The 23,685-nt window shown below is 62.6% G+C and carries 18 protein-coding genes and 1 tRNA gene; 12 read left to right on the top strand and 7 right to left on the bottom strand.

The genetic code is table 11. The features are described 5' to 3' along the window. Positions 1 to 5: 5 nt before the first annotated feature. Positions 6 to 1,472: a cytochrome-c oxidase, cbb3-type subunit I gene (ccoN, locus tag PY254_RS11805; RefSeq protein WP_281012239.1), complete on the bottom strand. Its 1,467-nt coding sequence runs from the start codon at positions 1,470 to 1,472 to the stop codon at positions 6 to 8. A 228-nt stretch (positions 1,473 to 1,700) separates the two neighbouring features. Here ccoN and ispG point away from each other — a divergent pair, with 228 nt between their 5' ends. After that, positions 1,701 to 2,960: a flavodoxin-dependent (E)-4-hydroxy-3-methylbut-2-enyl-diphosphate synthase gene (gene ispG, locus PY254_RS11800; RefSeq protein ID WP_281012238.1), complete on the top strand. Its 1,260-nt coding sequence runs from the start codon at positions 1,701 to 1,703 to the stop codon at positions 2,958 to 2,960. A 103-nt stretch (positions 2,961 to 3,063) separates the two neighbouring features. Next, positions 3,064 to 3,909, top strand: a complete 846-nt coding sequence (locus tag PY254_RS11795; protein WP_281012237.1) for an HD-GYP domain-containing protein — start codon at positions 3,064 to 3,066, stop codon at positions 3,907 to 3,909. Here PY254_RS11795 and aat read toward each other — a convergent pair. The 4 genes from aat to trxB all read right to left on the bottom strand — a co-directional run bounded on the left by aat (position 3,888) and on the right by trxB (position 8,098). Then, the gene (aat, locus tag PY254_RS11790; protein ID WP_281012236.1) at positions 3,888 to 4,619 is read right to left on the bottom strand and encodes a leucyl/phenylalanyl-tRNA--protein transferase; all 732 of its coding nucleotides are present in this window, start codon (positions 4,617 to 4,619) and stop codon (positions 3,888 to 3,890) included. The genes PY254_RS11795 and aat overlap by 22 nt on opposite strands. Continuing rightward, positions 4,616 to 5,779, bottom strand: a complete 1,164-nt coding sequence (locus PY254_RS11785) for a GNAT family N-acetyltransferase (RefSeq protein ID WP_281012235.1) — start codon at positions 5,777 to 5,779, stop codon at positions 4,616 to 4,618. Before PY254_RS11785 ends, aat begins: the two co-directional genes overlap by 4 nt. Beyond that, positions 5,776 to 7,032, bottom strand: coding sequence for a DUF2254 domain-containing protein (locus tag PY254_RS11780; protein WP_281012234.1), 1,257 nt, complete (start codon positions 7,030 to 7,032; stop codon positions 5,776 to 5,778). Before PY254_RS11780 ends, PY254_RS11785 begins: the two co-directional genes overlap by 4 nt. A 100-nt stretch (positions 7,033 to 7,132) precedes the next feature. After that, positions 7,133 to 8,098 carry a thioredoxin-disulfide reductase gene (gene trxB, locus PY254_RS11775; RefSeq protein ID WP_281012233.1) on the bottom strand — a complete coding sequence of 322 codons (966 nt, stop codon included), beginning with the start codon at positions 8,096 to 8,098 and terminating at the stop codon, positions 7,133 to 7,135. Between the two features lie 221 nt (positions 8,099 to 8,319). Between trxB and ald the strand changes: the two genes are divergently transcribed. The 4 genes from ald to PY254_RS11755 all read left to right on the top strand — a co-directional run bounded on the left by ald (position 8,320) and on the right by PY254_RS11755 (position 13,209). Further along, positions 8,320 to 9,384 carry an alanine dehydrogenase gene (gene ald, locus PY254_RS11770; RefSeq protein WP_281012232.1) on the top strand — a complete coding sequence of 355 codons (1,065 nt, stop codon included), beginning with the start codon at positions 8,320 to 8,322 and terminating at the stop codon, positions 9,382 to 9,384. Between the two features lie 84 nt (positions 9,385 to 9,468). Beyond that, a complete protein-coding gene (locus PY254_RS11765; protein WP_281015215.1) occupies positions 9,469 to 11,745 on the top strand; it encodes a DNA translocase FtsK in 2,277 nt (758 codons plus the stop codon). 101 nt (positions 11,746 to 11,846) lie between these two features. Then, the gene (gene lolA / locus PY254_RS11760; RefSeq protein ID WP_281012231.1) at positions 11,847 to 12,512 is read left to right on the top strand and encodes an outer membrane lipoprotein periplasmic chaperone LolA; all 666 of its coding nucleotides are present in this window, start codon (positions 11,847 to 11,849) and stop codon (positions 12,510 to 12,512) included. Between the two features lie 7 nt (positions 12,513 to 12,519). Beyond that, the gene (locus PY254_RS11755) at positions 12,520 to 13,209 is read left to right on the top strand and encodes a YoaK family protein (protein WP_281012230.1); all 690 of its coding nucleotides are present in this window, start codon (positions 12,520 to 12,522) and stop codon (positions 13,207 to 13,209) included. A gap of 12 nt (positions 13,210 to 13,221) precedes the next feature. On the opposite strand, the gene PY254_RS11750 is transcribed toward PY254_RS11755, so the two are convergent. Beyond that, positions 13,222 to 16,269, bottom strand: a complete 3,048-nt coding sequence (locus PY254_RS11750; protein ID WP_281015214.1) for a ligand-binding sensor domain-containing diguanylate cyclase — start codon at positions 16,267 to 16,269, stop codon at positions 13,222 to 13,224. Positions 16,270 to 16,486: 217 nt separating this feature from the next. Here PY254_RS11750 and PY254_RS11745 point away from each other — a divergent pair, with 217 nt between their 5' ends. Beyond that, positions 16,487 to 17,839: a replication-associated recombination protein A gene (locus tag PY254_RS11745; protein ID WP_281012229.1), complete on the top strand. Its 1,353-nt coding sequence runs from the start codon at positions 16,487 to 16,489 to the stop codon at positions 17,837 to 17,839. 11 nt (positions 17,840 to 17,850) lie between these two features. Here PY254_RS11745 and PY254_RS11740 read toward each other — a convergent pair whose 3' ends face one another. Beyond that, positions 17,851 to 18,645 carry a DUF1499 domain-containing protein gene (locus PY254_RS11740; protein WP_281012228.1) on the bottom strand — a complete coding sequence of 265 codons (795 nt, stop codon included), beginning with the start codon at positions 18,643 to 18,645 and terminating at the stop codon, positions 17,851 to 17,853. Between the two features lie 273 nt (positions 18,646 to 18,918). Between PY254_RS11740 and serS the strand changes: the two genes are divergently transcribed. From serS to PY254_RS11715, 5 genes are all read left to right on the top strand, one after another. Continuing rightward, entirely contained in the window at positions 18,919 to 20,199 is a 1,281-nt protein-coding gene (serS, locus tag PY254_RS11735; protein ID WP_281012227.1) for a serine--tRNA ligase, read from the top strand. After that, positions 20,196 to 20,579 (top strand): LrgA, encoded by a 384-nt coding sequence (locus tag PY254_RS11730; RefSeq protein WP_281012226.1) that lies wholly within the window; start codon positions 20,196 to 20,198, stop codon positions 20,577 to 20,579. Before serS ends, PY254_RS11730 begins: the two co-directional genes overlap by 4 nt. Before the next feature lie 215 nt (positions 20,580 to 20,794). Then, a tRNA-Ser gene (locus PY254_RS11725) sits at positions 20,795 to 20,884 on the top strand. An 84-nt stretch (positions 20,885 to 20,968) separates the two neighbouring features. Continuing rightward, on the top strand, positions 20,969 to 22,405 hold the full coding sequence (locus PY254_RS11720) for a site-specific integrase (protein ID WP_281012225.1): 1,437 nt from the start codon (positions 20,969 to 20,971) through the stop codon (positions 22,403 to 22,405). A gap of 149 nt (positions 22,406 to 22,554) precedes the next feature. Next, positions 22,555 to 23,526, top strand: a complete 972-nt coding sequence (locus PY254_RS11715) for an ImmA/IrrE family metallo-endopeptidase (protein ID WP_281012224.1) — start codon at positions 22,555 to 22,557, stop codon at positions 23,524 to 23,526. Positions 23,527 to 23,685 lie beyond the last annotated feature (159 nt).

Genomic DNA, 23,685 nt, shown 5'->3' with positions numbered 1-23,685 from the left:
GTTCCTCAGCCAGCGGCCGGAAGTGGCGCGGGCACCTGATGGGGCACCGGCTCGGGAATCGGCACCGGGATCGGCTTGATCAGGCGCGCACGGGCGTCGGCCGCGGTGTACCAGAGATTCCAGGCCATTACCCACATGCCGGACAGGATGCATACGCCACCCAACCAGCGGATGACGTACATCGGCTTGATCGCGATCAGGCTGTCCAGGAAGCCGTAGGTCAGCGCGCCGTCTGCATTGGTGGCGCGCCACATCAGGCCCTCGGTCACGCCAGCCGTCCACATCGAACCGATGTACAGCAAGGTGCCAATCATGTGCAGCCAGAAGTGCAGCTCCATGCTTTTGCGCGAATGCATCTCCGGTCGACCCAGCGCGCGTGGTGCCATCGCATAGAGCGATCCGATAGTGATCATCGCAACCCAGCCGAGCGAACCCGAATGCACATGGGCAATCGTCCAGTCGGTGTAATGCGACAGCGAGTTCACTGTCTTGATCGCCATCATCGAGCCTTCGAACGTGGCGGCACCGTAGAACACCAGCGACATCACCATGAACTTGGCCGCTGGATCGGTCTTCAGCTTGTGCCACGAACCGTTGAAGGTCAGCAGGCCGTTCGCCGCCGAGCCCAGGCTCGGCATCAGCAGCACCAGCGAGAACGCCATGCCGACCGACTGCACCCAGTCGGGCAGGGCGGTATACATCAGGTGATGCGCGCCAGCCCACATGTAGACCGAGATCAGCGCCCAGAAATTGACGATCGAGAAACGGTAGCTCCACAGCGGCTGCTGGGCCTGACGCGGCACGAAGTAGTACATCATGCCGAGGAAGCCGGCGGTCAGGAAGAACGCCACCGCGTTGTGGCCGTACCACCACTGCACCATCGCATCGACCACGCCGGAATAGATCGAATACGACTTGAACAGCGAAACCGGAATGACCAGGTTGTTGACGATGTGCAACAAGCCGACGGCGATGATGAAGGCGCCGTAGTACCAGTTCGCCACGTAGATGTGCTTGATCCGGCGACGGGCCAGGCTGCCGAAGAACACCACGCCGAAACTGACCCAGACCACCGCGATCAGAATGTCGATGATCCATTCCGGCTCGGCGTATTCCTTGCTCTGGGTCATGCCCAGCGGCATCGAAACCATCGCCAGCACGCAAATCAGCTGCCAGCCCCAAAACGTGAACCCGGCCAGTTTGGTGAAGGCCAGTCGGGCATGTCCGGTGCGCTGGACCACGTAATAGCAGGTGCCCATCAGGGCCGAGCCGCCGAAAGCGAAGATCACGCCGAAGGTGTGGTCAGGTCGAATCCGGCTGAAGGTCAGCCACGGGATCTCGAAATTGAGCGCGGGCCACATCAGTTCGGCGGCGGCGTAAACGCCGACCGACATCCCGATGATGCCCCATACGGCGGCGGCCAACAGAAACTGGCGCACAACCCTGTCGTTGTAATACTCGGTGTTCGGCATGGGGTTTCCCGGCTGGATAACTCGATAATTCTAGAGGAAGGATGCGACCTCGCCTTGACCGTGATCAAGTCACTGCGGCAATTCGTCCGTCATGAAATACCGGCAATGGCTTGCGTAAGCTCCTTCGTTGCATAGCCTGCGCTGATTTGTCGCGGGAGGGCAAGCCTGATCGGGTATTCTTGTCTCCATCGCCGCGACCTTTCGCGACCTGTTATTCCGGTTGATTCCATGAGTGATCTTGCTGCACAGAAACCGCGTCCGGCCGAGCCGGCGCATCGTCGTTCCAGCGTGGCCGTGCAGGTGGGCAAGGTCAAGGTGGGTGGTGGCGCGCCGATCGTGGTGCAGTCGATGACCAATACCGATACCGAAGACCCGACCAGTACCGCCAGGCAGATCGCCGAACTGGCCCGCGCCGGCTCCGAGATGGTGCGCATCACCGTCAACACGCCTGCTGCCGCCGCCGCGGTTCCGCGGATCGCCGAGCGCTTGCAGATGATGGGCGTGGACGTACCGATCGTTGGCGACTTTCATTACAACGGCCATCAATTGCTGGAGCGCGAACCGGCCTGCGCCGAGGTGCTGGCGAAATACCGCATCAACCCCGGCAACGTCGGCTTCGGCAAGAAGCACGAAAGCCAGTTCGCCTCGATCATCGAGAAGGCACTGCGCTACGACAAGCCGGTACGCATCGGCGCCAACTGGGGTTCGCTGGACCAGGGCATGGTCGCCGCGTTGATGGACGAGAACGCCCTGCGTGCCGATCCATGGGAAGCGTCGCACGTGGCGCGGGAAGCATTGATTCGCTCGGCGCTCGATTCTGCTGCGCTGGCCGAAAAGCTAGGCTTGTCGCGTGACCGCATCATCCTGTCGTGCAAGGTATCCGGTGTGCAGGAATTGATTGCCGTCTATCGCGACCTGGCCATCCGCTGTGACTATGCCTTGCACCTTGGCCTGACCGAAGCCGGCATGGGTTCGAAGGGCATCACCGCCTCGGCGGCGGCGCTGGCAGTACTGCTCCAGGAAGGCATCGGCGACACCATCCGCATTTCGCTCACTCCGGAGCCGGGCGCCTCGCGCACCGGCGAGGTGATTGTGGCGCAGGAACTGCTGCAGACCATGGGCCTGCGTGCGTTCACGCCACTGGTCACCGCCTGTCCGGGTTGTGGCCGCACCACCAGCGAGTTCTTCCAGGAACTGGCCAAGACGGTGCAGGAGCACGTGCGTGAACAGATGCCGTTGTGGCGTGTGCAGTACGACGGCGTGGAGAATCTCACCCTCGCCGTGATGGGCTGCATCGTCAACGGTCCGGGTGAATCCAAGCACGCCAACATCGGCATCTCGCTGCCTGGCAACGGTGAAGCGCCGGCCGCCCCGGTATTCATCGATGGCGAGAAGGCGATGACCCTGCGCGGCGACAATATCGCCAGGGAATTCGTTGGAATCCTGGACGACTACGTGGCACGGAAATACGCCGTCCGGGCCGGTTGATCGCGGCTTCGCACTAGGCGGCGGCTCTCCATTTTTCGTGTCGACACGGCACTGAAAACATGCCATGAATGCTGTCACCTGGCGACAGCAACGGAGCCGCGTCTTGCGCACAACTGCCCAGTTTCGAATCGTGTCCCTCTATGTCGTCGTGTCCTTGCTGTGGATCTGGTTCTCTGATCGCGCGCTGGATCTGGTAACTAAAAACCCGGTCGAACTTACCTTTTTGCAGAGCATCAAGGGCGGGCTGTTCGTGCTGGCCACCGGTGCCATGCTGTACTGGTTGATTGGCCGCAATATGCGGCGGCTCAAGGCGGTGAACCGCTCACTCTGGCGTGGACATTCGCAGACGCTGCGGGTGCTGGTGTCGGCCATGGATATCCGGCACAAGGAAACCAAGGATCACTCTGATCGCGTAATGCGCATGTCGGTGGGCCTGGCCAGGCACGCCGGCGTGAGCGGCAGGGAATTGCGCAATCTCGGCTTCGGCGCCCTGCTGCATGACATTGGCAAGCTGGCCATCCCCGATACCGTGCTGATCAAACCCGGCAAGCTGGACGATGAAGAGATGGCGATGATGCGGCTGCACACGGAAGTGGGCAACAACCTGTTGCAGCAGGTCGATTTCCTGCGTGACGCCGGCGACATTCCGTACAGCCACCACGAACGCTGGGATGGCAATGGTTATCCGCGCGGATTGTCTGGCGAAAACATCCCGCTGGCCGCGCGCATTTTCAGCGTCGTGGATGTATGGGACGCGCTGATCACGGCTCGCGTCTACAAACCGGCCTGGCCGGAGCCGGAGGTGCTGGGCTATCTGCGCGAAGCTGCTGGCAGCCAGTTCGATCCCCGTCTGGTGGAGCTGTTCCTGCGGCACTACGAGGAGCTGAAGTCGCTAGGCAAGGGATCAGGCTTCGCCGTGGTGGAAGCTCAGCTTCCTGCGCAAAGTTGAGTCAGTGACGGAGCCGCAAGGTCGCTCCAGCTGCCGATACGTCCGGGCACGGCGATCAGGCCGGCGATTTTTTGCAGATACTCGGCGCGCGGAATTTCCACGGCACCCAGTTGCAAGGTGTGCGGATTGGCAACCTGGGTATCGAGTAGCGGGCAATCAAGCTCGCGCAACAGGTGGCCCAAGGCCATCAGTGCCGCTTTTGAGCCGCCACTTTCGATACTGAACATCGACTCGCCACAAAAAAGTTTGCCTACCGCCACGCCGTAAATGCCACCGACCAGGCGCTCGCTTTCCCAGACTTCCACGCTATGCGCATGGCCCAACTGGTGCAGGCGCACGCATGCGTCGATCATGTCGGGCACGATCCAGGTGGAGCCGTGGTCGTCACGGGGTGCGGCGCAACCGCGCACGACGGGCTCGAACGCCTGGTCCATCGTGACACGCCAGTGCTTGCCCGCGAGCTGGCGCCGCAGGCTGCGGTTCGGGTGCAGGGATTGGGTATGGAACACGCAACGCGGATCGGGTGACCACCACAGAATCGGCTCGCCTTCGCCGAACCACGGAAAGATACCGCTGCTATAAGCGGCCAGCAGACGCGCGGGCGACAAGTCGCCGCCGAAGGCGAGCAGACCGTTCGGCTCGGCGCGGGCGCGCGCCGGGTTCGGGAAGTGTTCCGGTGCATCCGGATCAAGCAGTGGCAGGCGGATCATGGCGTGCTGTCGCCGTGGTTCGCGTAAGGACTGTGCTGCAACAGCTCAGCTGCATAGGTATCGACCGCCGGACCTTCGTGCGCGAGCGACTCCGCCACCGCCGCACGAAAATCCTTGTGCGCCAGCCAGTGCCGTGAATGTGTGCGCGTTGGCAGGAAGCCACGGGCCAGCTTGTGCTCCCCCTGCGCACCCGGCTCGAAGTGGCTGAGTTTTTGAGCGATCGCATACTCGATGCCCTGGTAGTAGCACAGCTCGAAATGCAAGCCTGGCACCTCGACCGAGGCGCCCCAATAGCGTCCATAGAGCACGCCGTCGCCATGCAGAAACAAGGCCATCGCCACCACGATTCCGTCCCGACGCGCCAGCGCAACCTGCGCCAGCGTACCGAGTTCACCCAGTCGGCGGAAGAATGCGGTGGTCAGTACGGCCTGATTGCCCTTGGCATCGAAGGTGGCCTGATACAGCGCGTGCACGCTGTCCCATTCGTCGTTGCTCAAACTGTTGCCGGCTTTCCATTCGATCATCAGACCGCTGGCTTCGACCTGGCTGCGTTCGCGCAGAATGTTCTTGCGCTTCTTGTGATTCAGCGCCGCCAGGAAGTCCGGGAAATGCCGATAGCCACGATTGTGCCAATGGAACTGCACGTCCGAGCGCGCCAGCCAGTTCGCATCAAAAGCGGCCAGTTCGTCTGACTGCAGGAAATTGGCATGGATCGAAGACAGCCCCAACCGGCTGGCCTCACGCTGCATCGCAGTGACCAGTTCGTGCTGCAGCCGCAGCGTGTGTTCACCATCACCAGCGAGCAGTCGAGGACCCGGCACCGGGGAGTAGGGCACGCCGGTGAGCAGCTTGGGATAGTACTGCCCGCCGGCGCGCTCCCACGCACGCGCCCAGCCCCAGTCGAATACAAACTCGCCATGCGAGTTGCCTTTCAGGTACAGCGGTGCGGCGGCGACCAGTCGGTCGCCGTCGTACAGGCCCAGGTGATGCGCCTGCCAGCCCTGGTCGGGCCGGATACAGCCGGTATCTTCCAGCGCAGACAGGAATGCGTGCGACACGAACGGATTGGCGTTCGCGCGCAGCGCGTCCCACGCCATCGGGTCGATATCGCTGATGCGCTGGTGAAAGAGTGTATGCAACGGCGGATTGAACGGGTTCATGAGTTGTCGTTGCGCCACGCGGCAATTTCGATCAGCCGCTGCTGATCGCATTCCAGCAGCAGTGCGTGAGCGCTGAAACGCAGTGCGCGTTCCGCGTGCGCAGCCGCCGGCTCGCGGTAGGGCGGGTAGTCCAGCCGACCAAGCGCTTCCAGCGATTTCTGCAGCCGGATGGCTACTTCGAGCATACCCGCCGCGTCGCGCGCCAGCGGAGCATAAACGTCTTCGAAGCAGTCCTTTTCGTCGAGTGCACGCACATGCACGCGGGCATATCGCAGCGCTTCCTCGGGCGCCGCGCGGACTCCCTCGGCCCAGCCACAAAGCAGCCGGGTGACGGTGCCGATGATGTCGATGGCGGTGCCGGGATCGTTGATGGCCGGAGACAGCGCGCGCTGCGCGATTTCGGTCAGCACGACCAAGCCAAAGCGCGGGTCCTGGTCAAAATTTCGCAAATCCTCGACCACGAACGCCTCGGCGAATCGTTCGGCCAGTTCCTGGTCGACGGCGCGCGACAGGCGCGCCAGCTGCTGGTCAGGCGTGACGAAGCGACCTGCAGCCACCTCCGCCCATACCTCCACGTCGGCCTCTTCGGCCAGTCGATGCAACCGACCCACGTCGATGTAGGTGATATAGCCGATGCGCGGGCCGGCGATCCCGACCGCATTCGCTGGTGGTTCAGACCATGGCGCGGCATGCAGGTGGCGAGCCTTGACCAGGTTTTTCATCGCCTCGCGGGTAGCGCGCTCAGCCCGATCGATGGTTTCGCTGACGCGGCCCAGTCGCGAAATCTGATCGATCCAGCGCAACAAGGTGACCACGATCATGATGATCATCACGATCGTGGCGGCGAACAGGATCAGACGGCCACTGTCGCCATAGATGCCGGTGCTCAGTGCAATCAGTCCGACAATGCTGAACAGGAATGCGCCGATAAAGCTGGCCAGCGCGCTCTGCGAGCCGGAATCCTCGATCAACAGGGTGGATGCCCGCGGCGTCGCGTTGCTGCTGGCTGCAGCATAGGCGGCGACCATCGTGGACAGTGAGAAAGTGGTCACGGCCAGCATGCTGGAAGCAAGGATGCCGAGGATGTTGCCGACCGCCGACACGCCAATCTGTGCGGCCACGCTGGACGGAATCAGCGATTTCGCGAACGCGCCGATCAGTGCGCTGGCGATGCCAAACGCACCGTAAAGCGCCGAACGGAACCACAAACGCCGTCCGATCCGAACGAGCAGCAGGCGCCACTTGGCATTCATCGTGGGAATCCGGCAATCATCGGTTCATTGTGCCTGCTGGCCCGACGCTCTGCGACGCGGATATCGCGGCGAGGCTGTTTGCCGCGCCGCGTTTGCGCCGTCACGCCTTCGCTGGCGTCTGCTGGTCCAGCCAGCGCTCGGCATCCAGTGCCGCCATGCAGCCGAATCCGGCGGAGGTGATCGCCTGACGGTAGACATGATCGGCCACGTCACCCGCAGCGAACACGCCGTGTACCGAGGTCATCGTGGCCATGCCGGCCTGACCGCTGTGGATCTTGATGTAGCCGTCTTGCATCTCCAGCTGGCCTTCGAAGATGCCGGTGTTCGGCGTGTGGCCGATCGCCACGAAGAAGCCGGTGGCGTCGATGTCGCGGGTGACACCGGAGTTGACATCCTTCACGCGCACGCCCGTCACGCCGCTGTCGTCGCCAAGCACTTCATCAATGCTGTGGTTCCAGACCAGTTCGATCTTGCCGGCGGCAGCCTTCTCGAACAGCTTGTCCTGCATGATCTTCTCCGCACGCAGCTTGTCGCGGCGGTGCACCAGATAAACCTTGCGACAGATATTGGCCAGATACAGTGCTTCCTCGACCGCGGTATTGCCGCCGCCGATGACGACCACGTCCTGGTCGCGGAAGAAGAAGCCGTCACAGGTGGCGCAGGCGGAGACACCCTTGCCCTTGAATTTTTCCTCGCTGGCGATGCCCAGATACTTGGCGGTGGCGCCGGTGGTGATGATCAGCGCGTCGGCGGTGTATTCGCCCGAATCGCCCTTGAGTCGGAACGGACGCTGTTTCAGGTCGGCCGTGTGGATGTGGTCGAAGATCATTTCGGTGTGGAAGCGCTCGGCGTGCTCGGCCATGCGCTGCATCAGCGCCGGCCCTTGCAGGCCTTCCACGTCGCCCGGCCAGTTGTCCACGTCGGTGGTGGTCATCAACTGGCCGCCCTGCTGCAGGCCGGTGATCATGGTCGGCTTCAGGTTGGCGCGCGCCGCGTAGACCGCGGCGGTGTAGCCGGCAGGACCGGAGCCGAGGATCAGCAGGCGACTGTGCTTGGGGGTGGACATGGTGGGTATAATCCTTGGGTTTGCTGGTGACTTGAGTGGCTATTCGCTCCAGCCCTCGCGGCAGTTTCACAGCCTGACGCGGGTTGATGGCGACAAAGCGCACGAACCCCCCGAAGAATGGGGAATTCGAAGCACCGATTCAAGGTGCCGGCAGATCAACGACACCACCGCGCCAACAGCGCGATGGATTTACTACGTTCTTCCACAGGATTCTCCTCGCCATGCGTATCGGTATCCCCTCCGAAACCAAGACCCTTGAAGGTCGTGTTGCCCTCGTTCCCGCTGCCGCCGCCGACCTCGTGCGCCGCGGCCACGAAGTGTTCATCCAGTCCGGCGCCGGCCTGAAGAGCGGCTTTGCCGACGAGGCCTACGTGAAGGAAGGCATCAAGATTGTTCCCGATGCCGCCGCGCTCTACGAAGTGGGTGAGCTGATCGTCAAGGTGAAGGAGCCGATCGCCGGCGATCTGGCCCTGCTGAAGAAGCATCACCTGCTGTTCTGCTACCTGCACCTGGCCGCCGAACCGGCGCTGACCAGGAGCTTGCTCGACATCGGTCTGACCGGCGTGGCGTTCGAATCGGTCGAGGAAGCGGGCGGCTTGCCGCTGCTGCACCCGATGTCGGTAATCGCCGGTCGCATCGCCACCCAGATCGGTACTACGCTGCTGCATCGTCCGCAGGGTGGCAAGGGCAAGTTGCTCGGCGGCATGGCGTCGACGCCACGCGGCAAGGTGGTGGTGCTGGGCGCTGGTGCGGCGGGTGGCAACGCCGCGGCACTGGCTGCGGCTGCCGGTGCCAACGTGGTGGTATTCGACAAGCGTCAGGATCGTCTGGCCGAGATGATGGCGATGGGTCCCAACGTGACGGCGCTGTACGCCTATGAGTCTTCGGTGGCCGAAGAAGTGCGTGATGCCGACATCGTGGTCGGTGCCGTGCTGGTGCCCAGTGCCAAGGCGCCGCGCGTGGTGACTGAAGCGATGGTCAAGTCGATGGAACCCGGTAGCGTGCTGGTGGACATCGCGATCGACCAGGGCGGTTGCTTCGAGACCTCCCGTCCCACCACCTGGAAGGAGCCGACCTACGACGTGCACGGCGTGACGCACTTCTGCGTGACGAACATGCCGGGTGCGGTGCCGCAGACCTCGTCGCTGGCGATTTCCGCCGCGATCCTGCCGTACGTGCAGCGTCTGGCGGCGGGCAACGAATGGCGCGAGTTCGAGCCGCTGAAGGTCGGCATCAACGTCGACGGCGGCAAGCTGGTGCATCCGGCGCTGCAAGGTATGCTCTAAGCCTTGGCAGGCAGGAAGGGGGCACCCAAGGTGGCGCGCAGCGCGAATGTAAAACAACAACCAAGGGTCGCCCTCAGCGATGAGCTGAAGCGCCGGCTGCGTGAAGCCGGCGCTTTGCTGTTGCTGCCACTGGCGCTGTACCTGCTGGTGTGCCTGTTCAGCTACAACCCGCATGATCCCAGCTGGACCAACGCTGGCCAGCTGGAACATGCGCACAATTTCGGCGGCACGGTGGGCGCATACATCGCCGACCTGCTGCGCTGGATCTTCGGTCTGGTGGCCTACGGTTTTCCGCTGTTGCTGCTGTTGCTGGGCGTGCAGGTGCTACGCCAGCGCAGCGAGGCACGTGTGGTGCATCCGTGGGAATCGGCACTGCGCCTGATCGGCTTCGTATTCTTCTTCATCACCTTGCCGGCATTGTTCTGGCTCAACGCCAGCCGGCCCGATCTGGTGCAGCCGCAGGGTGCCGGTGGCATTGCCGGGCAATGGTTGGGCCACTCGTTGCTCAACGCACTTGGCCCGACTGGCGCGCCGTTGCTGCTGCTGGCGGTTTTTCTGGTGGCTGTGACCCTGGCCACCGGGCTGTCGTGGTTTCGGGTGATGGACTGGACCGGGCAGGGCGCGCTGAAGCTGATTGCCTGGCTCAAGACCAAACTGCGCGATGCACCGCAGGCGATGGCCGCACGGCAGGCGCGCACCGAACGTGAGGTGGTCAAGAAAGCCGAGGCGGTCAAGCAGGCAAAGCGCGAGCCGTTGCGCATCGAGTCACCGCCGGCGCCGGTCACCCGCAGCGAACGCGCCAAGCTGGAAACGCAGATTCCGTTGTTCGTTGGCGCTGCCACGCCGGGTGAATTGCCGCCCTTGTCACTACTCGACGAGGCGCCGCCGCAGGGCCCGGGTTATTCCGAGGAAACACTCGAGGTGCTCTCGCGCCAGGTCGAGTTCAAACTCAAGGATTTCAAGATCGACGTGAAGGTGGTGGGTGCCTATCCGGGCCCGGTGATCACCCGCTTCGAAATGGAGCCGGCGCCGGGTATCCGCGGTTCGCAGGTTTCGAGTCTGGACAAGGACATCGCCCGCGGTCTGTCGGTGGTCAGCGTGCGCGTGGTCGACGTGATCCCCGGCAAGAACGTGATCGGGCTGGAAATTCCCAACACGCACAAGCAGATCGTCTACCTGTCCGAGATCCTGCGTTCGGACAAGTACGACCAGATGAAGTCGCCGCTGGCACTGGCGCTGGGCAAGGACATTGGCGGCAAGCCGATCGTGGTGGATCTGGGCAAGATGCCGCATCTGCTGGTCGCCGGCACCACCGGTTCGGGCAAGTCGGTCGCCGTCAACGCGATGGTGCTCAGCCTGCTGTACAAGGCCAGTCCGAAAGACGTGCGGATGATCATGATCGACCCGAAGATGCTGGAGCTTTCGGTCTACGAGGGCATCCCGCACCTGCTGGCACCGGTGGTTACCGACATGAAGGAAGCGGCCAACGCGCTGCGTTGGTGCGTGGCCGAGATGGAGCGCCGCTACAAGTTGATGGCTGCCGTCGGCGTGCGCAATCTGGCCGGCTTCAACAAGAAGGTGAAGGACGCCGAGAACGCCGGCCAGCCGCTGCTGGACCCGCTGTTCCGTCCCAATCCGGACATGCCGAACCTGGCTGCCGAGCCGCTGGAACCGCTGCCGTACATCGTCATCATCATCGACGAGTTCGCCGACATGATGATGATTGTCGGCAAGAAGGTGGAGGAGCTGATTGCCCGCCTGGCGCAGAAGGCGCGTGCTGCCGGCGTGCACCTGATCCTGGCCACCCAGCGTCCGTCGGTGGACGTAATCACCGGACTGATCAAGGCCAATATTCCGACGCGCATTGCGTTCCAGGTCTCAAGCAAGATCGACTCGCGCACGATTCTCGATCAAAGCGGCGCCGAAGCACTGCTCGGCCACGGCGACATGCTGTATCTACCGCCAGGTACCGCCACGCCCGAGCGCGTGCATGGTGCGTTCGTCGACGACCACGAAGTGCATGGCGTGGTGAACTGGCTGCGCTCGCAGGGCGCGCCCAACTACATCGCAGGCGTGCTGGAAGAAGCGCAGCCGACCAGCGACGGCAAATTCATCAACGACTCCGGCCTGCCGCAGGACGGTGAAGAGGGCGGCGACGCAGATTCCCAGCTATACGACAAGGCAGTGGCTGTCGTTACGCAGACGCGCCGTGCCTCGATCTCCGGCGTGCAGCGGCATTTGCGTATCGGCTACAACCGCGCCGCGCGACTGGTCGAACAGATGGAGGCCGATGGCGTGGTCAGCGCACCCCAGCACAACGGCAATCGCGAAGTTCTGGCGCCGCCACCGCCGCGGGACTGAAACCGATGCAAGGCAGGTCGCGCTCGCTTGCGTTGCTGCCCTACGGTTCGGTTAAGCCTGAGCTGTCCACAATTCATCCACCGCCATCTTCGGGGAATCCGATGAAACGTTTCATGCTTGTGCTGTCTGCCACCGTGTTGATGTTGTCGCTGGGTACCGTGGCGCAGGCTGCGACCGGCCCGGCACGCGCGCGACTGGACGCTTTTGCCACCGGCCTGCATTCGCTTACCGGCAATTTCAGCCAGACCCTGACCGACATCAATGGCAGTGCCAGCAAGAACAGTTCCGGCACGCTGGCCCTGCAGGCACCGCGACAGTTCCGCTGGGACACGATGAAGCCCTACCAGCAGACCATCGTTGCCGACGGCAGCCGCGTGTGGCTGTATGACCCGGAACTGGAACAAGTCACCGTGCGCATCCAGAGCAGCGAGGAGTCGCACAGCCCGCTCACTGTGTTGACCGATATCAAGCAGATCGACAAGGACTTCAAGGTCGTCGAGCAGGGTGAGCACGACGGGCTGCAGTGGCTGCGGCTAAGCTCGACCGCGAAGGACCCGCAGTTCGACTACGCCGACCTTGGCTTCGATGCGAACGGCCTGGCGCGCATGAAATTCCGCGACCAGTTGGGTTCCACCACGGACATTCGTTTCTCCAACTGGCAGCGCAACGCGCCGATTCCGCCGGCCACTTTCAACTTCGTGCCGCCCAAGGGTGCCGATGTGATCGGCGACTTGCCGGTAATTACCACCCAGCCGCTGAAAGACTGATTCGGCGATGCCCGTCCTTCGACAACTGCCGCGCTGGGCCTGGTATGGCACCGGCATGCTGGCGTTCATTGCCGGCATGGTGAATGCGTCGGGCTATCTCGGTTTCCGGCACGAGTCGATCAGCAACATGACCGGCAATACCAGCCTGCTCGGTATTGCGCTGGGCGGCGGTAACTGCGCAGAAACAATCCACTGGGCGCTGGCCATTGCGGCGTTCGTGCTGGGTGCGATGTTGAGCGGCGTAATCGTGCAGCAAAGCACGCTGAAACTTGGCCGCCGTTACGGGGTTGCGCTGGTGCTGGAGTCGTTGCTGCTGTTTGCCGCGGTGCCGTTGCTGGCCGCGTCCCATTCGGCGGGCCTGTACCTGGCATCGGTGGGGATGGGTTTGCAGAACGGCATCGTCAGCGCTTATAGCGGCGCCATTATTCGCACCACGCACGTCACCGGCATCTTCACTGACCTGGGCATCTACATCGGTCACCTGATCCGCGGATTGCCGGTGGACATGCTGCGCCTTCGCGTGTGCATCGTGGTCGCGCTTAGCTTCATGCTGGGCAGCGCCGCCGGAGCCTTGTTGTTCGGTTTGCTGCAGGAACGTACCTTGCTGGTGCCCGCCGTGCTCACCGGATTGAGCGGCTTGAGTTACACGGTCTACAGCCACCTTTCGCGACGAACGGAGAGTTCCGAAAACTCTTGATTACTGCCAGCGTCAGCTGGCAATAGCCGAACAGTTGCGGCCGCTGCGTTTGGCCCGGTAGAGCGCCTCATCGGTACGTGACAGCCAGCGCTCGAACGACTCATCCGGCAGTCTTTGCGCAATGCCGATGCTCGCCGTGATCATCACTTGCATGCCTTCATGCATCAACGTCATCAAGGCCAGCTCGTTGCGGATGCGCTCGATGATTTCATGCGCCTGTTCCTTGCTGGTCTGTGGCAGGCACAACACGAACTCCTCGCCACCGTAACGCCCGATCAGATCGGTGTGGCGGCAATGGCGGTTGATCACCTCCACCGCGCGCACGATCACGCTGTCACCGGCCTGGTGGCCGTAGGTGTCATTCACCAGCTTGAAGCGATCCAGGTCGAACAGCGCCAGGCTGATCACGGCTTCCGGTGATTGTTCGCAAGTCTGCCGGACCAGCTCAAGGAATCGCCGTCGGTTATACACACCGGTCAGGCTGTCGGTACTGGCCAGTTCGTCGAGTCGGCGGTTCGCCGCCACCAGTGCGTAGGTGTGCTGATCAATCGTGTCCTGCAATCGGCGCGCCTGATGGCGCAGGTAAAGCGTGCGCAGATGCACCAGCAAGGCGATCAGGGCAAGCAGCAACAGCACAGCAGCAATGCGGGCGCGCGTGGTTTCGTACCAGTAGGGGCTGACGGTGACCGCAATCCGCGTTTCGATGGTGCGTGGCTGCAAGCCGTGCGTCATGGCCGACAAGCGCAACGTGTAGTTGCCGTGGGGCAGGTTGGTGTAATTGCCAACCGGTGCCGAGCCTTTGGAAATGTCGTTCCACGCGTGGTCAAAACCCTCCAGCTTGTACTGGTAGGTGGTTTCCATCGGCGCCTGATAATCGAGCAGGGCAAAACTGAAACGCATGTTGTGCGTGTCGTCGTTCAAGGTGATGTTGTGACCGTTCTCGGGCAGGCTGGCGAACGGCACAATGTGGTTGTTGATGACCGCGTTGGTGACCGCCAGTGTTGCCGCTGTCGTGGCCACGGGCGTCCAGTCGGGACGAATCACGGTCAGTCCGGACTGGCCGCCAAACAGCAGTTCACCACCCGGTGCAACAGCGGCGGCAATGCTGACGTAACTGGCAATGTGCAGACCGTCGCGGGCGCCCAGATTGGATACCGCCAGGGTCTGTCCATCGATGCGCGATACGCCGTTGGACAGGCTTGCCCAAAGGTTTCCGCGGCTATCCGGCAACACCGCGTTGACGTTGTCACTGGACAAGCCATTGCTGGTGTTGATCGTGCGCGCCGCCCAGGAACCGCCGTCCTGTCGCTCCAGCAAACCAATGCCGGCAAGTGTGCTGGCCCAGATCCGCCCGGTGGCGTCAGGGATCAGCGAACTGATGTAATCCTGCGGCAGGCTTGAGGCATCCGCATTGCGATGCAGCAGGTTCTGGAAGCTGGCCGGCAGGCTGTCGCCGTGAGCGATGCTGATGCCGCGGCTGGTGGCGTACCACCAGTCAGTGCCGATGCGCACGATCTGGCGCACGGTATTGCTGATCAGGCTGTCAGGTTTGCCCGCCTGATGGCTGACGTGCTCCAGCGCGTGGGTACGCAGGTCGTAACGATAGATGCCGTCGTACGTGCCCAGCACCATCCGTTGCCCGTCGGAATGCAGGCTGAGCACCGGCTTGTCACGCAATTCCGGCAGGATCGAATTCTGGATGATCAAGGTGTCCGGATCGATGCGGGCCAGCCCCTGGGTGCCCACGAAAATCGAACCGTCCGCCGCTTCGGTGATGGTGTGGATGCCGCGTTGCAACTGGCTGCCAGCAAGACGCAGGTGGCTGATGCTGCCAGCCTGGAGATTGAGGACGTCGATGTGGCCGGAGGCCAGCCCCAACCAGATGCGCTTGCGCGTATCGACAAAGATGTTGCGCACGTTCGGTGCGCTCAGCGCATCGGGATTCAGTGGCGACGGATACAGCGAGAACGCCGTATGCCGGCCGGGGTGGGTTCGCGCCACGCCAAGATCGGTGGCGGCCCAGAGATTGCCGGTGCGATCGAGCAACAAGGAACGCACCGAATCGCCGGGCAGTGACGAATGCACCGCCGGATCATGGGCAATGGTTCGGGTTGCCGGTTCGCCGGCGCTGTATTCAATGACGCCGTTGCCGTCGGTCGCGATCCACACCGTGTCCGGCGCAACCTGCAGAATGTCGCGCACCGTGGCGTGGCGCTCGCTGTTCGGGTAGCCGCTGAAGCCGGGCACCTCATGCCATTGGCCGGCGTCGTCACGCCAGCTTGCGCCGGCCTGGACGCTGCCTGCCCAGAGCCGACCCTCGCGATCCTGCAGCAGGCTCCAGATCTGATCATGCAGCACCGTGTTGGCGTTCTGATCGGTGGATGTTTCAGCTACAAACGCATCGCTGCCCAGGTGACGCACGAACAGGCCGTTGTTGTTGCCCAGCCACAAGTTGCCGGCACGGTCCTGCAACACGCTGAAATTGCGTGGCGATGTGCCCGTTCCGGTAGCCACCCGGCGAATCGATCCGCTAGCCAAGTCGAGGTGATCCAGACCACCTTCGGTGGCAACCCACACACCACCGGCGTGATCACTGCTGATGGCGTAGATCTTGTGGTCGGCCAGCCCGCCAGGACCGACCGGATAGACTGTGAAGCTGTTGTCGGTCGGATCGAACCGGATCAGACCGCCTGCATTGGTACCGATCAGCAAGCCGCCGTCCGGCAACGCGTACAGCGAGCGAACATAGCTGTCGGGCAAGCCGGCCACGCCATTGCCGCGAACGCCAAAAATCTCCATCCGATAACCGTCGTAGCGCACCAGGCCACCGATGGTGCCGATCCAGACCAGACCGGCACGATCCTGTACTACCGCCGTCGTGGTGGAATGCGGAATACCCTCGGCGATGTCCAGTGTGGTGAACCAGGGCGCATCGAACGATGCCCACGGATCACCGCCGGTAGCGCGGGCCGGATGGCTGGCGAACAACAGGCCAAGCAGCAGACACAGCAACGCCGCACCGGAATATCCATGGCGCAGGTAGCGTTTCACGAAGCGCATCGTCGGCGCGGTGATGGCGCGGCAACGGCGCGACACCGGGCGACCTGACGTTCGCAAGTCATCTTACTCACCGATCATTCCCCACATGCACTGCCCCGACCCCTTGCACGCGGGGTCAACCCGCGACAAGCGCCCAGTTTAGCGGTAATCGCTGCCCATCAAGTGGCCGTGACAGCCTTCTGCCGGCCGCATGAAGCGCATGCCTTATCATGGCCCCATGTCACGCCCCATTTTGCCAACTGGCGCCGGCTTGTTTGCCGAACCCGAAGCCCTCAAACCGCTGGCCGAGCGCATGCGCCCGGCCAGCATCGACGAAATTGTCGGCCAGCAACGGCTGGTCGGGCCGGGCAAGGCGCTGCGCCGCGCGCTGGAAGCCGGCAAAATCCATTCCATGGTGCTGTGGGGGCCGCCCGGTTGCGGCAAAACCACCCTGGCGCTGCTGGTGGCGCGCTATGCCGATGCCGACTTCCGGGCCATTTCTGCCGTGTTGTCCGGCCTGCCGGATGTACGCAAGGCGTTGGCCGAAGCGGAGGTCAACTTCGCTCAGGGCCGGCGCACCGTGTTGTTCGTCGACGAGGTCCACCGCTTCAACAAGACCCAGCAAGACGCATTCCTGCCGCATATCGAACGTGGCGTGATCATCTTTATTGGCGCCACCACCGAGAATCCCTCATTCGAGTTGAACTCGGCGCTGCTGTCGCGCTGCCGCGTGCATGTGCTGGAGCCGGTTTCCACCGACGACATCGTGGCCGCGTTGAAGCGCTCGCTGACCGACAGCGAGCGCGGCCTCGGCGAACTGCAACTGCAAGTGGATGCCGCGGCGCTGGAATCGATTGCCCAGGCCGCCGATGGCGACGTACGCCGTGCTCTCACCTTGCTGGAAATTGCCGCCGAGCTGGCCAAAGACGGACGCATCGACGAAGTCACGCTGAATCAGGTGCTCGCGGACCGCACTCGCCGCTTCGACAAGCAGGGCGAACAGTTCTACGACCAGATCTCGGCGTTGCACAAGTCCGTGCGTTCGTCCGATCCCGACGCGGCGGTGTACTGGCTGTGCCGCATGCTCGATGGCGGTGTCGATCCCCTGTATCTGGCCCGCCGAATGACCCGCATGGCGGTGGAAGATATCGGCCTGGCCGAGCCGCGTGCCTGGCGCATGGCGCTGGATGCGTGGGATACCTACGAACGCCTGGGCAGTCCCGAGGGCGAACTGGGCCTGGCCCAACTGGCGATCTGGCTCGCCATTTCGCCGAAAAGCAACGCTGCCTACATGGCCTACAACAAGGCTCGCGCCGCGATTCGCGAAGGTGGCACGCTGGAAGTGCCGATGCACCTGCGCAACGCGCCGACCAAGTTGATGAAAGGCATGGGCTACGGCCAGGGCTACCAGTACGACCACGATGCCGAAGGTGGCGTTGCACTGGACCAGCAATGTCTGCCCGACGCGCTGATCGGCAGCGTGTTCTATGAGCCGGTGGAGCGCGGGCTGGAGCGTCAGCTCAAGGAGAAGCTCGATGATTTACGCGAGCGCCGACGTCGTGCTCGTGGGGACCGAGAATCAGGCGGTTGAACGTCAGCGGTTCAGGGGGCCGAATGCTCGCGGAGCATCTGGCGCATGCGCATCTCGAACTCGCGGATGCGTGCCGCATTGGCTCCGATGTCGCTGCCGCCCAGGCGTGATTCGGAGCGGATGTCCAGCCGCGAACCAGCACCTTCCGCACGTATCCGGATTACCACGTCGTCCTTGAAGCCGAACCAGCGCGTGGTGGAAGTGGCTTCCAGTCGTCCGGTATCGGCCTGTTCGGCGACGATCCGCCACTTCATCGCCACGGCGACTTTGCGCGCCATGTCCAGCACGTCTGCGGGAGCAAGGGTGGATAGCAGGGGCTGGATGTCGGGATAGGCTGCCTGTTGCTTGGCGGCCACTTCGGCGCCACCGTAAACCGGCGAATTGGGCGCTTCCGCGCGCAACGGCAAAATGGCCACGAAGGGCGGGGGGTTGGCGGTGTCGGTACTGATATCGTGAATCGCCGGCAGCGAACCGGCCCGGCGCGCGAGCAGCCATGGCGGCACAAAGGCTGCGATACCCAACAACAATCCGACTGCCGCAAACAGTAGGTGGCGGCGCGTTCCTGGTCGAAGCGCCATCCCGATACCGGCCAAGCAAACCAGGATCGCAGCGATGCCGGCGATGGCGCCGATGCGGATCGCGCCGAAGGCCGCACGCAAGCCGATGTATCCGTAGTGGTAAAGCGGCCCCGGCAGCAGCACGGTCAGCAATGCCAGCACACCGAGCAACAGGCCCAGAACCCCCACGGCAACCGTCCAGCGATGGACCCGGCGATGCGTGGTGACCGTGTCGATTCGTGCGCTCATGTACTTCAATCCTTGGTAGTTGCGGCCGGCGTTGCAGCGCCAGCATTATGCACTGGCGTGCATTCCCGATCGCCGCAAGCTCGGCATGATCCGGTGCAGGCGACGCAGGGTGTTGCGCGACCGGCGTCAGCTCTGAGGTCTTCGAATCGGCGAAATTCAATTTCTCAGAAGGCCCATCGGGTGTCTGCCGATCACGTTGTTACGTCTTTTCATTGCGGCGATTGCCACGCGGCAGCGATAATCCGTGGCTGAAGACTTCACCCGGACCCGCCCATGCTCGATCCCACCTTGCTGCGTTCGCGCCTCGCCGAAACCGCTGCACGCCTCGCCGAAACCCGTGGTTACACGCTGGACGTGGTCGCCGTCGAGGCGCTGGAGCACAGCCGCAAGCAGTTGGCGATGGAAACGCAGGAGCTGCAGAACCTGCGCAACACGCGTTCCAAGGCGATCGGCCAGGCCAAAGGCAAGGGCGAAAACGTGGCACCGCTGCTGGCCGAAGTCGCCGGCATCGGTGACAAGCTCAAGGCCAACGAACAGGCACTGGCCGAGGTACAGGCGAAGCTGGCCGACATCGCGCTGGGCATCCCGAACATTCCGCACGAATCCGTGCCGATCGGCAAGGACGAACACGGCAACGTCGAAACCAGCCGCTGGGGCACACCGCGCACGTTTGATTTCGCGATAAAGGATCACGTGGAACTGGGCGAGCGTCATGGCTGGCTCGATGGTGACGCCGGGGCCAAGCTGTCCGGCGCACGCTTCACCGTGCTGCGTGGCCAACTCGCGCGGCTGCATCGTGCGATCGGCCAGTTCATGATTGACCTGCACACTGGCGAGCACGGCTATCTCGAATGCAACGTGCCGGTGATCGTCAACGCCGACAGCATGCAGGGCACCGGCCAGCTGCCGAAGTTTGAAGAAGATCTGTTTGCTACCGAAGTCGGCGAAACCAAACGCTACCTGATTCCCACCGCCGAAGTGTCGCTGACCAACCTGGTGCGTGACACCATCCAGGAAGCGGATGCGTTGCCGCTGCGCATGACCGCACACAGCTTGTGCTTCCGCGCCGAAGCCGGCAGCTACGGCCGCGACACCCGCGGCATGATCCGCCAGCACCAGTTCGAAAAAGTCGAGATGGTGCACATCGCCCGCGCCGACCAGTCACACGCGCAACTCGAAGAAATGGTCGGTCACGCCGAAGCGGTACTGCAGAAGCTCGGCCTGCCATATCGCAAGATGCTGTTGTGCAGCGGCGACATGGGCTTCACCGCGGTGAAGACTTACGACCTTGAAGTGTGGCTGCCCAGCCAGCAGACCTACCGCGAAATCTCCAGCTGCTCCAATTGCGAAGACTTTCAGGCACGCCGCCTGCAGGCCCGCGTACGCAACGCAGAAACCGGCAAGCCCGAACTCGTGCACACCTTGAACGGCTCCGGCCTCGCCATCGGCCGCACCCTGATCGCGGTGATGGAAAACAACCAGAACGCCGACGGCTCCATCACCGTGCCCGAAGCACTGCGCCCCTACATGGGCGGGCTGGACCGCATCGCATGAACACCGTGGCTGTGCCGACGGGTCGCTGGGACAAAGTCGAGTTCTACACCAGCTACTTCCTGCTCACCGTGCTGGTCACGGTGATCGGCATGCGCCTGAGCTTCGATGGCGTGTGGCAAATGCCACAAGTCGACCTGGTGTTGTCCACCATTGCATTGCTGCTGGTCGTCGGAAGCTTCTGGTTCGGTCGCCACAACCGCCGCCTGCGCCTGTGGGTCATCGCCTTCGCCAGTGCCACCCAACTAGTGCCGATGGTCATTCGCCAACCCGTGCTGTTGTTTCCCCTGATTGGCGCTTTGATTCCGGTGGCGATCCTGGTCGGTTGTCTCGTGGCGTTGTCAAAGAAGAACCACAGCGCTGGCCCATCGGCTGGTTCCTGATAGACTTCCGCCCCTGCCGGCAACGCACAAGCGCCGACAACAAGTTTGGAGAGATGGCCGAGTGGTTTAAGGCAGCAGCCACTTGACGCGAAGGCAGGAAGCCGAAGCGAACAGCGGCGCAGCCGCTGGTCCCGGAGGGGTGAAGGGCAGGATGCCCGGAGCAAAACTGCCGTAGTGGCGCGCAATGCGCGCCTTGCGGCGGCGACAAAGTTTGTGGAGAGATGACCGAGCGGTTTAAGGTAGCAGTCTTGAAAACTGCCGTAGGTGAAAGCCTACCGTGGGTTCGAATCCCACTCTCTCCGCCAATCCTTGGGAACCCGCTATTTTGCTGGGTTTCCGGGACTTCTCACTGAGCAGCGCTTGGTCAATTCGGTTGGTCAACTCCAACCATGCGCCTGGCTCATCATCTGCTTCGCCACCCGTCCGGAACGTGGCACTTCCGTCTGACCGTGCCCGCCGATTTGCGCGTGGCCTTCGGCCTGCGAATCATCAAACGCAGCTTGGGCACCCGTGACCCGGTCAAGGCTCGGGCTTGGGCCTACGCGCTCGGCGCGCGGTATGCTCAGCTCATCGCCAAAGCAAGGACGGGGGCTGGCATGGGCAGCGAGTTTGAAGCGTATTTGAAGCAGCTGAGCCACTTTGAACTGACCCAAGGCCCCGATGGGCTGTCGGTCAAGACCAACGGCACCTATGAAGACAACGTGGCCGCACTGGCAGCGATGGGCTACGCCGTGGGCGTCAAGGGCCCCGGTTTTCCATCGGGCCCTTTCCTCAAAGATCTGATCGCGGAGGGGCATACCAAGCTGGCCCGGCGCGCGCAGAGCAACGCGCCGACGTTGGCCGAAGCCATCGACATCTACGCCAAGGTGGACGGCAAGAACCTCAAACCCGACACGTGGGAGCAGCGCAAGCGGGCTTGTGCATCGTTTGCCAAGGCGATCGGCGGCAAGAAGCGGGTGGACGAAATCACCCGGCCTCAGGTGTCGGCTTGGGCGAACCAACTGCAAGTCCAGGGACTGGCAAAACGCTATGTGGCGAACATGGTGTCTCACATCGCCCAGATCTTCGAGGCGCAGATCCGCGCAGGTCACATTCCCGTTGGCCAGAACGCCGTCAAGGGCGTGGTGGTCGTCAAGAAAGCCGAGAAGGATGCGCTGCGCGACAACGGCCACGCGTGGGAACCGTTCGACGTCGTGGCGCTGCAACGCATCTTTGACCCAGAGAACCTGAAACGAACCCGAGGCATCCATGTGCGCTGGGTCGCCTTGATCGGCTTGTATAGCGGGGCACGGGTGTCGGAGGTGGCGCAGATCTTCCTGCGGGACTTTGTTGAGCTCGACGGGGTGAAGTGTGTGCGGCTCACCAGCGACAGCGACGGACAAAGCCTCAAAACAGAGAACAGTAAGCGTCTGGTGCCGCTGCATCCCGATCTGGTAAAGCTCGGGCTCTGGAAGCGAGTGGAAGTCTTGCGAAAGCAGGGCGCCGAACGGCTGTTTCCCGACATGCGCATCGACAGCAAGTCAGGAGCCGGCAATGCGATCTCGAAGAGCTTTTCCTATTACCTGGGCGCGCTGGACATCAAGCCGCGCCGCGCCGCGGGCATCGTGGGATTCCACAGCCTGCGCAAGAACGTCATTCAGACGCTTCAAGGTTCCACGATGCCGGCTGAGCGGCGACGTGCGCTGGTCGGGCATGAACCGGGAGAAGACGTCCACGAAAACGACTACATGCGCGCTTGGTCGGCGAGGGAGCTGTCCACGTTCTTCCCGGGGTTGCCGTGGGGGAAGTGGTTGAACTTCGAGGGGGTGCGCCTGCTGTTGCAGTAGGGCGCGGCTTCATAAACTCTCGGGTGTAGTATGACTCCCAATCCGTGGAGCTTTTGGCTGTGCCAAATGCGCTCAATTTTCTGGCTATTACCCTTCCGGAAAGGTGCTGTAGCCGGTCCACGGTGCTCAACTTAACTGTGGGGGCTCGTGTGGACGATCTGCTCAAGTCATGCATTGCCGAGTGTCGGCGGCGCCATCAAAACCCGTATGCGTTCATCGAATATTTAGACGAGTTCGATGTAGATGTGCCTGCGTCTCTCGCGGCATCTGAGGTCGTTCGCTTACGCCTTAGTGCTAGTCGCAAGGTGCTGGAAGATCCTTGCGCCTATTTGGATGGTGATGGGGGTTTTAGCGCTGCCAGCCCGGATGGTGTGACCGGGCATCAGGATGCTCCCATGTCGAGCACCCTGCGCTCTCCTTCTGTCGACAACACGAAGCGCCGTTACAGCGATGCGAAAATCGAAGTGGCTGCTACGGCGCTGCAGCGGCAGCTTTGGCGCGAGCGAGATCGTCTGTGGGACGGTGCGCCTCCGAACAACCCCCTGGAAGTCTTAGACATCCGAAAAGCGCTGGGTCTAGTGGGCTATGAACTTGTCTTTGAGAGCGGGTTAGGACATGACCCACGGACTCATATCGAGGTGGCTGGCCTGATTGATCGCGATGCGAAGGTGGTCAAGGCGTCGCTTCAATTTCCAGAGATCTCATACCAGCGGTTCACGTTGGCCCACGAACTGGGACACGCGGTCCTGCATCCGGACGGGGGTGGCATTCATCGTGATCGTCCGTTGGACGGGATCCCCCGATCTCGTGAGCCAGGGGAGTGGGAGGCTGACCGGTTTGCGACGTTCTTCCTTATGCCGGCGAAATTGCTGCGCGAGTGCTTCCATCAGTGCTTTGGCACGGATTGTTTCGCGTTGACCGACGACACGGCGTTTGCACTGTCCAGGACGACCAGTGATTTCGTGCGGGAAAAGAACCCCACCCGGCGGCATCTAGCCCGCACGCTTGCCGCAGCGGAGACCTACAACACACGTTCTTTCAGGTCGCTGGCTAACCAGTTCGGCGTTTCGGTGGGAGCGATGGCTATTCGGATCGAGGAGCTTGACTTACTTGAGCCGTAAATGGTGGCGTGAGGCGCGCTTAAAATCAAACCAACGTAGCCGCCCTGTCAGCCCTTGAAACCGGATGAGATGCATCTATTGCTGCAGGGGTAAGGCTCGGGTTTGGCCTGAAAGCTAAACGCAAAAAAGCTCCGGGAGGCGGAGAACCGTCGATCCCGA

It is taken from the genome of Rhodanobacter sp. AS-Z3 (assembly GCF_029224025.1).
In the GTDB taxonomy this organism is placed as follows: domain Bacteria; phylum Pseudomonadota; class Gammaproteobacteria; order Xanthomonadales; family Rhodanobacteraceae; genus Rhodanobacter.
Note: the sequence above shows the minus strand (reverse complement) of the source record. Positions and strands in the feature narration are given on the sequence as shown.